Source organism: Micromonospora sp. SL4-19 (assembly GCF_047921475.1).
Lineage (GTDB): Bacteria > Actinomycetota > Actinomycetes > Mycobacteriales > Micromonosporaceae > Micromonospora.
Genome location: NZ_JBLROB010000012.1, coordinates 132,371 through 144,084, shown reverse-complemented (window position 1 = coordinate 144,084; position 11,714 = coordinate 132,371). Strand labels below are relative to the sequence as shown.

The 11,714-nt window shown below is 72.5% G+C and carries 12 protein-coding genes; 2 read left to right on the top strand and 10 right to left on the bottom strand.

Annotation, left to right across the window (positions count from 1 at the left end; translation table 11 throughout):
* Positions 1-197: 197 nt before the first annotated feature.
* The 6 genes from glmM to ACNAVT_RS17600 all read right to left on the bottom strand — a co-directional run bounded on the left by glmM (position 198) and on the right by ACNAVT_RS17600 (position 4,226).
* A complete protein-coding gene (gene glmM / locus ACNAVT_RS17625; protein WP_416297547.1) occupies positions 198-1,553 on the bottom strand; it encodes a phosphoglucosamine mutase in 1,356 nt (451 codons plus the stop codon).
* Positions 1,554-1,668: 115 nt separating this feature from the next.
* Positions 1,669-2,133 (bottom strand): 30S ribosomal protein S9, encoded by a 465-nt coding sequence (gene rpsI, locus ACNAVT_RS17620; RefSeq protein WP_030501567.1) that lies wholly within the window; start codon positions 2,131-2,133, stop codon positions 1,669-1,671.
* 20 nt (positions 2,134-2,153) lie between these two features.
* A complete protein-coding gene (gene rplM, locus ACNAVT_RS17615) occupies positions 2,154-2,597 on the bottom strand; it encodes a 50S ribosomal protein L13 (RefSeq protein WP_091198201.1) in 444 nt (147 codons plus the stop codon).
* A gap of 301 nt (positions 2,598-2,898) precedes the next feature.
* On the bottom strand, positions 2,899-3,192 hold the full coding sequence (locus ACNAVT_RS17610; RefSeq protein WP_416297546.1) for a type II toxin-antitoxin system PemK/MazF family toxin: 294 nt from the start codon (positions 3,190-3,192) through the stop codon (positions 2,899-2,901).
* Positions 3,182-3,439, bottom strand: coding sequence for a DUF6364 family protein (locus ACNAVT_RS17605; protein WP_416297544.1), 258 nt, complete (start codon positions 3,437-3,439; stop codon positions 3,182-3,184). The genes ACNAVT_RS17610 and ACNAVT_RS17605 overlap by 11 nt, the downstream gene beginning before the upstream one ends.
* A 91-nt stretch (positions 3,440-3,530) precedes the next feature.
* A complete protein-coding gene (locus ACNAVT_RS17600) occupies positions 3,531-4,226 on the bottom strand; it encodes a class I SAM-dependent methyltransferase (RefSeq protein WP_416297541.1) in 696 nt (231 codons plus the stop codon).
* Positions 4,227-4,445: 219 nt separating this feature from the next.
* Between ACNAVT_RS17600 and ACNAVT_RS17595 the strand changes: the two genes are divergently transcribed.
* The gene (locus ACNAVT_RS17595) at positions 4,446-5,534 is read left to right on the top strand and encodes a uroporphyrinogen-III synthase (RefSeq protein WP_416297554.1); all 1,089 of its coding nucleotides are present in this window, start codon (positions 4,446-4,448) and stop codon (positions 5,532-5,534) included.
* 73 nt (positions 5,535-5,607) lie between these two features.
* Here the strand turns inward: ACNAVT_RS17595 and ACNAVT_RS17590 are convergent, their stop codons facing one another.
* From ACNAVT_RS17590 to ACNAVT_RS17575, 4 genes are all read right to left on the bottom strand, one after another.
* Positions 5,608-6,231 (bottom strand): GTP-binding protein, encoded by a 624-nt coding sequence (locus tag ACNAVT_RS17590; protein WP_416297540.1) that lies wholly within the window; start codon positions 6,229-6,231, stop codon positions 5,608-5,610.
* Complete coding sequence (locus ACNAVT_RS17585) at positions 6,212-6,574, bottom strand: DUF742 domain-containing protein (protein WP_416297538.1); 363 nt, start codon at positions 6,572-6,574, stop codon at positions 6,212-6,214. The genes ACNAVT_RS17590 and ACNAVT_RS17585 overlap by 20 nt, the downstream gene beginning before the upstream one ends.
* A gap of 68 nt (positions 6,575-6,642) precedes the next feature.
* Positions 6,643-7,050 carry a roadblock/LC7 domain-containing protein gene (locus ACNAVT_RS17580; RefSeq protein ID WP_073834895.1) on the bottom strand — a complete coding sequence of 136 codons (408 nt, stop codon included), beginning with the start codon at positions 7,048-7,050 and terminating at the stop codon, positions 6,643-6,645.
* Positions 7,047-10,016 (bottom strand): nitrate- and nitrite sensing domain-containing protein, encoded by a 2,970-nt coding sequence (locus tag ACNAVT_RS17575; RefSeq protein ID WP_416297535.1) that lies wholly within the window; start codon positions 10,014-10,016, stop codon positions 7,047-7,049. The genes ACNAVT_RS17580 and ACNAVT_RS17575 overlap by 4 nt, the downstream gene beginning before the upstream one ends.
* Before the next feature lie 450 nt (positions 10,017-10,466).
* On the opposite strand from ACNAVT_RS17575, the gene ACNAVT_RS17570 reads away from it, so the two are divergent.
* Positions 10,467-11,648 carry an ABC transporter substrate-binding protein gene (locus ACNAVT_RS17570; RefSeq protein WP_416297534.1) on the top strand — a complete coding sequence of 394 codons (1,182 nt, stop codon included), beginning with the start codon at positions 10,467-10,469 and terminating at the stop codon, positions 11,646-11,648.
* Positions 11,649-11,714 lie beyond the last annotated feature (66 nt).

Sequence of the window (11,714 nt, the reverse complement as noted above, 5' to 3'; positions counted from 1 at the left end):
TCACGAACGAGCCATCGCCGCCCGCTGCGACCGCCTCGTCCGCCTCGGCGACGGCCGCATCGTCGAAGACCTCAACCTCACCGACGGCGAGGACCCCGCCGACACCTACGACCGCGCGACCCGGCTACGGCTGTAGACCGACCCGGTGCGGACCTGCCGCCCGGCACGGGCGGGCCTGCACCGGGCTCGGCGTGCGGTCAGGCTGTCGGGCTGGCGGTGCGCACCTGCTCGGCGATCCGCTCCGCCACGGAACGGGCGGTCGCTTCGGTGGCCGCCTCGACCATGACGCGGACCAGCGGCTCGGTGCCGGAGGGGCGCAGCAGCACCCGGCCGGTGCCGCCCAGCTCGGCCTCGGCCCGCTCCACCTCGGCGCGGACGGCCGGCGCGGTGGCGCCCACGGTCCGGTCGCCCACCGGCACGTTGATCAGCACCTGGGGCAGCCTGGTGACCACGGCGGCCAGGTCCGCGAGAGACCGGCCGGTGGCCGCCATCCGGGACATCAGGTGCAGGCCGGTGAGCACCCCGTCGCCGGTGGTGGCGTACGCGGGCATGACGATGTGTCCACTCTGCTCGCCGCCGAGGGCGAGGCCGGAGGCGCGCAGCTCCTCCAGCACGTACCGGTCACCGACCTTGGTCTCGAGCAGTCGGATGCCCTCGGCGGACATGGCGAGCTTCAGGCCGAGGTTGCTCATCACGGTGGCGACCAGGGTGTCCCGGGTCAGCTCGCCGGCCTCCCGCATGGCCAGGGCCAGGATCGCCATCACCTGGTCGCCGTCGACCTCGTCGCCGTCGGCGGTCACCGCGACGCAGCGGTCGGCGTCCCCGTCGTGGGCGATGCCCAGGTGCGCGCCGTGCTCCACCACCGCGGCCCGCAGCGCGTCGAGGTGGTTGGAGCCGCAGTCGTCGTTGATGTTGAGCCCGTCCGGCTCGGCGCAGATCGCGATCACCTCGGCGCCGGCCTCCCGGTACGCCACCGGAGCGACCTCGGCGGCGGCGCCGTTGGCGCAGTCGACCACGATCTTGATCCCGTCCAGCCGGTGCGGCACGCTGCCGACCAGGTGCTGGACGTAGTGGTCGGCGCCGTCGAGCAGGTCGTGCACCCGGCCGACGCCAGCGCCGATCGGGCGCTCCCAGGCGGTGGTGGCATTCGCCTCGACGGCCGCCTCGATCCGCATCTCGATCTCGTCGGGCAGCTTGTGCCCGCCGGCGGCGAAAAGCTTGATCCCGTTGTCCGGCATCGGGTTGTGCGAGGCGGAGAGCATCACACCCAGGTCGGCCTTGGCCTCGGCGGTGAGGAACGCGACCGCGGGGGTGGGCAGCACGCCGACCCGCACCACGTTCGCGCCGGCGCTGGTGAGCCCGGCGACCACGGCGGCCTCCAGCATCTCGCCACTGGCCCGGGTGTCCCGGCCGACCACGGCGAGCGGCGGATGGCTCTTGTCCGTCTCGGCGAGCGTATGGGCGGCGGCGACCGCCACCGCGAGCGCCAACTCCGGGGTGAGATCCGCGTTCGCCCGCCCGCGTACGCCGTCCGTGCCGAACAACCGGCCCATACCCGCCAACCTCCGATGGACTGCCGTTGAGAGGAGAAGCGAAACGGCCGGGCCACCTCCCCCGGGAGGGAGGCGGACCCGGCCGTCCGTCAGAAGTACAAGGCGCTGTTGGTGATCAGCGCTTCGAGTACTGAGGAGCCTTACGGGCCTTCTTGAGGCCGTACTTCTTGCTCTCCTTGACCCGGGCGTCACGGGTCAAGAAGCCGGCCTTCTTCAGGGCCGGGCGGTCGTCCGGCTCGCTCACGATCAGCGCCCGGGCGATGGCGAGGCGCAGCGCGCCGGCCTGGCCGGTGGTGCCGCCGCCACGCAGGTTGGCGATCACGTCGAACGCCTCGGCCTTCTCGGCGGTCACCAGCGGGTCCTTGATGAGCTGCTGGTGCACCTTGCTCGGGAAGTAGGCCTCGAGGTCGCGGCCGTTGCAGGTGATCTTGCCGCTGCCGGGGACGATGCGGACCCGGACGATGGCCTCCTTGCGCCGACCCACGGTCTGGATCGGGCGGTCGCCACGAGGCGCGCGGGCGACGGGCGCCGGCGCCTCGGTGGCCTCAGGGGCAACCTCGGTGGCGGTGATGTCGGTCATGCTGATTCCTTCGCCCGCGCTCACTGCGCGATCTGCTTGATCTCGAACGGCACCGGCTGCTGCGCGCCGTGCGGGTGCTCGGCACCGGCGTAGACCTTCAGCTTCTTGAGAATCTGACGGCCGAGCTTGTTGTGCGGGAGCATCCCCTTCACGGCCAGCTCGATGGCCCGCTCGGGACGCTTGGTGAGCAGCTCGTCGTAGCCGACCTGCTTCAGACCACCCGGGTAACCGGAGTGGCGGTAGGCGATCTTCTGCTGGCGCTTGTTGCCGGTCAGCGCGACCTTGCCCGCGTTCACGATGACGACAAAGTCGCCCGTGTCGACGTGCGGCGCGAAAGTCGGCTTGTGCTTGCCACGCAGCAGCGTGGCGGCGTGGGTCGCGAGGCGGCCCAGCACGACATCAGAGGCGTCGATGACGTGCCACTGACGCTCGATCTCACCCGGCTTCGGGCTGTACGTACGCACAGGTCTACCTTGTCTCGTCGTCGGTCTGGGGTCGCGCGCCGAGGTGACCAGGGCTTCCCAGCCGAACCAGCGCGCACGAACGACCAAGCGTACCTGATACGGCACGCCTCTGAATGTCGTACAACAGCAGGCAACGATACCCGGCCGCCCGGCGGCAGGTCAAAACGGGGTCCAACCCCGCGTAGGCCGCGCCTTCACCATGACGGAGGTCACACGCGGACAGCCTACGCGGGCCCGGCCGTGGCCACCCACCCAGGTCACCGGTCACTGGCGCACGGCCGGCCATCGGCCATCGGGCCGGTCAGAGCTCCTGAAGGATGCGCAGCGCCCGGTTCACCCGCTGCATGGTCTCGGTGTCGGCCACGTCCACACACTCGGTGAACCACTTCTTCATGGGTGAGGAGAGCCGATCGGGCATCACCACGTACCCACCCATCGGTACGGCCAGGGGCGAGTCCCGCAGCAGCGACTCCTCGACCACCTCGGCCACGATCACGATCGGCACGTCGGTGGAGTTGTAGACGTCGGAGCTGATCACCAGCCCGAGCCGTTCCCTGGCGCCGCAGACGCGCCAGACCTCTCCCCTACGCAGCACGCGGACGTCCGCCGAAGAGGGCGTCGTCGACCATCGCGGCCTCCTGCGCGTCGGCCAGGGCGGCGGCCTCCAGGTCCAGCCCGGCGCGGCCGACGGCGGCGGCGTGCGCGGTGAAGACCTCGCGCAGCGCCTTCTCCCGAGCGGCCTGGTCCATCCAGGCGGAGAGGGAGAGCCCTTCCCGCTTGGCGAACCGGCGCGCCTCCTCGATCGTCTCGTCGGAGAACGACAATGTCACCTTGGCGGTCATGCCGGTGAGATTACCCGTTGGTATGACCGGTAGTCATCCCCGCGTGCACCCGTCGACGAACCGGACACCCCCGCCACGCCGGGTGCCCCGGTCAGGGGCGGCAGCCGCCGAACACGGCGAACCGCCACTCCTTGAAGAAGCAGTCCACGTCGGCCAGGCCGGCGTCGGTGAGCCAGCGGCACTGGTCGGCCACCGGCGACGGCCGGTCGTGGCGCATCCGCTCCCGCGCGGCGGCGATCTCCTCGGCGTCCGAGCCCAGTTCGGTGATCCGGGCCGTCCAGACCTCGTCGTAGCGCCGGTCCAGCGCCGGAGTCGGGCCCGCCACCTGCTCGGCGTTGACGAACACCCCGCCGGGCGCCAGCACCTCGGCCGCCCGCCGGTAGAGCGCCCGCTTGCCGTCGTCGTCGAGATGGTGGATGGCCAGGGCGGAGACCACCGCGTCGTACCGGCCGGCGGGCAGCGGGTCGGCCAGGTCGGCGAGCACCGTGCGGTGCGGCACACCCCGGGCGGCCAGCTGGCCGGCAGCCACCGCCAGCATGCCCGGCGCGCCGTCGACCAGGGTCAGCCGGATGCCCGGGACCGCCGCGGCGAGCAGCAGGGAGAGCAGGCCCGTGCCCGCGCCCAGGTCCAGCACCTGGGGGGTACGCCCCGAGGCGAGCGCTGCCCGCAGCGGCGGCGCGGCCACCTCGACCGCGGTGCCGTAGAAGGCGTCGAAGCAGGGCACGAGCCGGCGCCGGGACTCGTCGTAGCTCCCCGCCACCGCGTCGAACGCGTCCGCCACACTCATCGCGCCTCCCGATATTCAGGACAGGAATCTCATACTCTAAGCCCAGCGGCCCGGCCCGTCGCTCCCGCGCGGCGCGGCACCCGTGACCGGACCGAAACACGAGGGACCCGGACCGGAAACCGCCCGCCGGCACGCTTTCCCGACATGACGGACGGTGCGCGCGCGGCGACGCGATCAGGGGTACACCCCGTCAGGCCGCCCCGCACCACCGCCGACGTCATCCGGGAGGAACTGGCCGGCTTCACCATCGGGGTCACCGCCGACCGGCGGCGCGACGAGCTTGCCGCGCTGCTCCAGCGACGCGGAGCACGGGTGGTGCTCGCCCCGGCCCTGCGGATCGTGCCGCTGGCCGACGACACCGACCTGCGCGAGGCCACCCGGGCGTGCCTGGATCACCCGCCGGACGTCCTGCTGGCCAACACCGGCATCGGGATGCGCGGCTGGCTGGAGGCGGCCGAGGGGTGGGGGCTGGCCGGGCCCCTCCGCGACGTGCTCTCCCGGTCGTACGTGGTGGCACGCGGCCCGAAGGCGACCGGCGCGGTCCGGGCCGCCGGCCTGCGGGTGCACTGGTCCCCGGCCTCCGAGAGCTGCGACGAGGTGATCGACCACCTGGTCCGGCGCGGGGCGGCCGGCCGGGTGATCGCCATGCAGCTGCACGGCGGGCGGCAGCCGGAGTGCACCGAGGCGTTGGAGGCGGCGGGGGCCGGCGTGATCGAGGTGCCGGTCTACCGGTGGGCGCCGCCGGTTGACCCGGCGCCCCTGCACCGGCTGATCGACCTGGTCGCGGGGCGGATGGTCGACGCGGTCACGTTCACCTCCGCCCCGGCTGCGGAGGCGCTGCTGCGGGCGGCCGGGGACCGTACCGAGACGGTGCTGGCGGCGTTGCGGGGTGACGTGCTCGCCGGTTGCGTCGGCACGGTCACCGCCGAGCCCCTGGTCCGGCTGGGAGTGCCGGTGAGCGCGCCGAGCCGGGCTCGGCTCGGCGCACTGGTCCGGACGATCGTCGACGAGTTGCCCCGCCGGACGGTGACCGTGGCGGCCGGCGGGCACCTGCTGACCCTGCGCGGGCACGCGGCGGTGGTGGACGGGCAACTACGGCCGCTCGCGCCGGCACCGATGGCCGTGCTGCGGGCGCTCGCCGCGTCGCCCGGGACGGTGCTGTCCCGCACCGCCCTGCTGCGTACGCTGCCGCGGGGCGCGGACGAGCACGCGGTGGAGATGGCGGTGGCCCGGCTACGGGTCGGCCTGCACGCCCCCCGCGTGGTGCAGACCGTGGTCAAGCGCGGCTACCGGCTCCGGGTGGACTGATCGGAAGGGCCTGGCCAACGCCTGAAGTGGCGTGCCGTCTCCTTCCTGACGCCGGCGGAGGGGCCCCGGGTGGTCAGCCGACCGCGGCCGTCTGACCGCGCTCGTGCTCGGCCTGGAGGCGCAGCATGGCGTGCTCGACGACGGTCACCAGCACCTGCTTGACCGAGTCGCGCTGCCGGGCGTCACACAACACCAGCGGCACGTCCGGCGAGATCGCCAGCGCCTCGCGGACCTCCTCCACCTCGTACAGCGGGGCTCCGTCGAACCGGTTCAGCGCCACCACGTACGGCACGTTGCGGTTCTCGAAGTAGTCCAGCGGGGCGAAGGCGTCGCTGATCCGCCGGGTGTCCACCAGGACCGCCGCGCCCACCGCACCCCGGATGATCTCGTCCCACATGAACCAGAAGCGGGTCTGACCGGGCGTACCGAACAGGTAGAGGATCAGATCCTGGGCCATGGTGATCCGGCCGAAGTCCATGGCGACCGTGGTGGTCTCCTTGCCGGGCACCTTCGACGGATCGTCGATGCCCACCCCGGCCGCGGTCATCAGGGCCTCGGTGGTCAGCGGGGTGATCTCGGAGATCGCACCGACCAGGGTGGTCTTGCCCACCCCGAAGCCACCCGCGATCACGATCTTCGCGGAGATGATCTCCCGGCTGCGGTTCACCCCCGCGGGGTCATAGTTCGCGAAGTCCACTTAGCACCCTTCCAAGCAGGTTCATCCGCTCCTGGAACCCCGTCGCGGGAGCGGCAGTGTGTAGCGACAGCAGGCCCTCGGCCACCATGTCGGCGACCAGCACCCGGGTGACCCCGAGCGGCATCCGGGTGTACGCGGCGATCTCCGCCAGCGACTGCGCCCGGTTCTCGCAGACCGAGGCGATGCGGTACTTGTCGTGCCCGGCGAACCGCGCCTCGGCCGTCTGGGTGAAACTGGCCGACAGCACCGCCTCGAGCGCGATGTTCTGCAGCGGCTCGGTGCGGCCACGGGTGACCGCGTACGGTCGCACCAACGCCCCGCGCGGATCCCGCCGTGGTTCCATCCCGCGATCACCTCCCTCCGTACGGAGCCGGGCCGGCTCCGCCTCACCTGGTCACGTCGAACGCCCGGTCAGGACCGGACGGCATCCCTCGGCAGCGGAACCAGGGCCTGGCCGACCCGCTCCACCAGCAGCGCCATCTCGTAGCCCACCTGACCCACGTCGCAGCTGCGGGCGGCCAGCACCGCCATCGACGAGCCGTCGCTGATGGACATGAGGAAGAGGTATCCGCTGTCCATCTCGATGACCGTCTGGAGCACCCCGCCGGCGCTGAACATCCGCGCGGCGCCCTCGGTCAGGCTCACCACGCCGGAGGTGATCGCGGCGAGTTGGTCGGCTCGATCCGCCGGCAGGTCGCGGGAGGAGGCGAGCAGCAGCCCGTCCGCGGACACCGCCACCACGTGGGCGATGCCCGCCACGCTGTCGGCGAAGTTGGTGAGCAGCCAACCCATGTCCTGCATGGCCGCTGGCCTGTTCATCGGTTCGTCTCCTTGGTCGAGGTGCTGTTCAGGTCCGCGCCGGCCGTCCGCCCCCGCTGCACACCGCGGTGGTAGGCCGACAGCAGGCCGCGTACGTCGTCCGGCGTACGCCGGACGTGGGACCGGCCGCCCTTGGGCTCGATGCCGCCGGGCACGAGTTGGGCCTGCGGCACCCGCTTCGGCAGTCCGGAGCGGGTGGTGCCGCCGGTGCCGGGCTCCGCGGCCCGGCTGGCCCGCGACCAGCCCTCGTCAGCCGCCGTCCGCCAAGCGTCCGCGTCACCCCGCGCCGTCGACGCGGGTACGGCGGCCGGCGGTGCGGACGGCACCGCCGGCGGACTGTACGGCGGGGGCGTCGGCAACCCCGACGCCTGGGCGCCCGGGGTACGCGTCGGCAGCGGCCGCCGCGAAGCCGCGGCGGCGGGCGCCGGCTCCTCGTCGAACTGCGGCCGGGCGAAGATCGTGGTCTCGTCCTCGCCGTGCGAGCGGAACCAGACCGCCTCCATCTCCCGGAAGATCGGCGCTTCGCCCGGCAGCTCGGACCGGGGCGCGGCCGGTGCCGACGGGGCCGCCGCGACCGGCTGGTACGCCGGCGCAGGCGGGTACGCCGGTGGGGCCGCCGCAGCGGGGTCGATCGGAGCGGCCGGCTCGCCGCCCGAACTCCGCCTCGGCAGCGGGTCGAGCGCGGGGTGCGCGACAGCGGGGCCACCCGACCAGCCGGCACCGGAGACGGGGGCCGGCGCCGCGGGCGCCGGGACGCTCGGCAGCACGCCGGCCGTACCCCCCAACTGCACGGCCGGACCGGTGTCCCGCGCCTCGCCGGCGACCTGCCAGCGGGCGGGCGACGGCGTGGTGCTCCGCCACTGGTCGGTGAGCGTCGCCGTGGCACCTCGTCCCAGGTCGGCCAGCGAGTCGGCGGCGGAGCCGACCTGGCTCGCCGGGGACTGTTCGACGGCGAGCGGCTGCCGCGGCCGGGACAGCGCGGCCTGGCCCCGGTTCGCCGGCAGCACCACGGCGGCGGTCGGCAGGGTCACCTGGGCGACCGTGCCGCCTTCGGCGTTGTGCCGCAGCTCCACCCGGATGCCGTAGCGGGAGGCGAGCCGGCTCACCACCGCCAGGCCCATCAGCCGGAACGCGGCCACGTCGACCGTCGGCGGCGCGGCCAGCCGCCGGTTCAACGAGTCGAGCTGCTCGTCGGTGAGCCCGAGACCGCGATCCTCGACCTGGATCAGCACGTAGTCCCGGATCCGCCGGCCGTCGGCGACCACGGTGGTGTTCGGCGGCGAGAACCGGGTGGCGTTGTCGAGCAGCTCGGCGACGAGGCGAACCACGTCGTTGACCGCGTGCGCGGCAACGGAGATGTCCGTGTCGACCGTGCCGAACTCGATCCGGTTGTAGAGCTCCACCTCGGACTGGGCGGCCCGCAGCACGTCAACCAGGAGCGCGTCGTCCCGGCGCGGCACGGCCGAATCGGCGCCCGCCAGCACCAGCAGGTTCTCGTCGTTGCGGCGCATCCGGGTGGCCAGGTGGTCGAGCTCGAAGAGCTGCGCGAGACGCTTCGGGTCCTCCTCGCCGCGCTCGATCGCGTCCAGCTCCCCGATCATGCGGTCGACCAGGTTCTGCGAGCGCCGGGCCAGGTTGAGGAACATCGCCGACACGCTGGTCCGCAGCGCGGCCTGCTCGGCCGCCACCCGGACCGCCTCCCGGTGGACCACGTTGAAGGCCGCCGCCACCTGGCCGACCTCGTCGCGGTTGGTCAGCTTGATCGGGTCCCGGACCTGCTGGACGATCTCGTCCACGCCGCCGTCGCCGATCGCGTTGACGTTCTGCAGCCGGCTCACCGCGTCGGGCAGGTCGTGGTTCGCCACCGCCAGGGCGCCCTCACGCAGCCGGCGCAGCGACTCGTTGAGCGAGCGGGCGAGCACCACCGCCAGCGTCACGGCGATGGCCAGCGTGAGCAGGACGAGCAGGCTCTCGACGACGGCCTGCCGGACCACGGCGGCCCGGACCGCGTCGGCGTCGGCGAGCAGCCGTTCCTGCAGCTGGATCTCGGCCCAGCGCATCAGGTCGTTGACCGCGCCGATGCCGGCGGCGGCGGCGTCCTCCTTGACCAGCGGAGCCTGCCCGACCGAGCGGGACAGGTCATTCGCCACCCGGTCGGCAAGCTGCACCGCGTCGCCGGAGACGGTGCTCTCCACCAGCGCCCGCTGCGCCGGCTCCGCGGCCCGGGAGAAGGAGAGCAGCGCCTCCTGTTGACCGGTCAGCGTCGCCAGGAAGGAGGAGAACTGCTCCTCGTCGAGCCGCCCGGTGGAGAGCGCGGTGAAGACCACCGCCTGCTCCTCGGCGACTTCCGCCTTCGCGTGGGAGAACGCGGCCACCGCGCGGCGGGCGTCGGCGATGCCCTCCGCGCCGGGCTGCTGGGCCAGCGTGTCGCCGTACGCGACGAGGTCGTCGACCACGATGCCGTAGCGCAGGATCGCCTCGGCCACCGGCATCTGCTGCCGGTCCAGCACCTCCTGCCGGGTGCCGTTCAGTGCGGCCAGGTGGTCGTCGATCGCCTTGAGCCGGTCCCGGACCGAGGTCGGCAGGTCGCCGAGCCGCCCCCGCTCGCTCCGGTACGCCGCGATCCGCTCGTCGGTACGCCGGACCCGCAGGTTGTAGCCGTCCGGTTTCGGATCCGACTCGGCCAGGTATGCGGCCGCCGCCATCCGCTCCTTGTGCAGGTCCTGGGCCAGCGCCGAGACCTCGATCGACAGCGCGGTCAGCGACCGGACCTGGCTGGCCTCGTACGCGCCCTGGCCCACCGAGACGAGTCGGATCGTTGCCAGAGCGATGACAGCGGCTACCGGAACGACCAGGATGAGGGCGAGCTTGGAGCGGATCCGCGCATCGCGCAGCCGAGGCAGCCCCCGCCGCTTCCGCTGGTTGGCGTCGGGACTCTCGGGCAGGGTCGTAGGTCCGCTGCTCACGACATCGCCTCCGTCGTATCTTCCACGCCCGCCCCGCCGCCCCGTGCCTGGTGCAGCGGCCGGCGCCACGCGCGGCACGGCCGCGATTTCATCAGAGAAGATCCCGTTTGGGAAGCCGCGGTGAGGCAGGAAACGGTCGGCGGGGACTCAACCCGTGCTCCGGTCAACTAATACCTTCATTTCCACAGGCCCCTGAACAGGGCATGTGACTCCAGAGTGGTCAGTCGTATCTGCGCAGTGATTACCGGTTGACTTTCGGCGCCCCCAACATGTGGGACGCAGCGTCCCGAAAGCCGCTCCCCGGCATCCGCGCTTGACCACAGGGCCCGGCATTGGCAAGGTTTTGCAGGCTTCGCGCACACCGTACGGCACACCAATCCCGTTCCTCTACTGAGGACGGATGAGCGGCGGTGATCGGGCGTCTGCCCGCGCCGCACCTGGAGGACTGAGTTGAGCCCCATCCGCTCCGCGAGCATCGCGGCGCTCGCATCGGCCGTACTGGCCACCACGCTCACCGGATGCCAGTTCGGTGGGGAGCAGCAGGACACCAGCCCGATCGTGATCGCTGCGGACCTCGAACTCTCCGGCGCCTTCGCACCTGTCGGCAAGGTGTACCAACGGGCGTTGGAACTGAAGCGAGATCAGTTGAACTCCTCCGGCGCACTCGGTGCCCGGAGGATCGAACTCAAGGTGAAGGACAACCGCTCCGACGCCGCCGAGTCCTTGCGCAACATCAACGATTTCAGCAGCGACCCGCGCGTCAGCGCCATCATCATGGGCGGCTGCAACGAATGCGCGACCGGCGCCGCCCGGACGATCGGCGACAAGCGGGTTCCGACCATCGCGCTCGCCTCCTCCAGCGCCGTCACCGAACCGGTCGCCCAGCGCCGATACCTGTTCAAGCTGGCCCCGAACGCGACCGACAGCGCCGCCACCCTCACCACCGAACTGGCTCGAAACAAAATCAGCAGGGTGGCCGTGCTGCACAGCGCCGACAGCTACGGCGAGGAAGGGCTCGTCGCGCTGCGCCGCGAGTTCGCCAAGTCCGGCGTCAAACTGCTTCGCGTCGAGTCGGTGCGCCCCAGCGACACCGACGTCAGCAGTCAGGTCACCAATCTGGTCGCGAAGAAGCCGGAGGCGCTGATCGTCTGGGCCTCGTCCGAGCAGGCCTCGCTGGCGGCCGCCAGCGCCCGGCAGGACCGCTTCGCCGGATCGCTCTTCTTCGACGCGGCGGCGGCCGGCGACCTCTTCCTCGGCGCCTCGGCCCGGTCGACGGAGCGGGCCACGCTGATCTTCACCCAGACCATGGTGATCGACGACGTCATCGCCACCACCCCGGCCAAGGCCGCGCGCCGGCAGTGGTTCCAGGACTACACCGCCCGCTTCGGCGGCTACCACGGCTCCTCGTCGTTCGCCGCCGACGCGGTCCAGCTCATCACGGACGCCGAGTTGCGCGCCGGCGGCAAGACCGGCGCGGCGGGCCGGGACGCCCTGCGCGACGTGCTGGAGACCTCGCAGTTGGACGGCCTCTCCGGCCCGATCCGGATGACCCCGGACAACCACTCCGGTCTGATGCCGCAGGCGCTGACGGCGCTGGTGGCGCGTGGGGGGCGCTGGCGGCTGGCTGGCTAGCGGGGTTGCGTTTGGTGGTGTGGCCCGACCACAACCGGCTCCGGGCGGTCAGGCTTGATCCCTGCG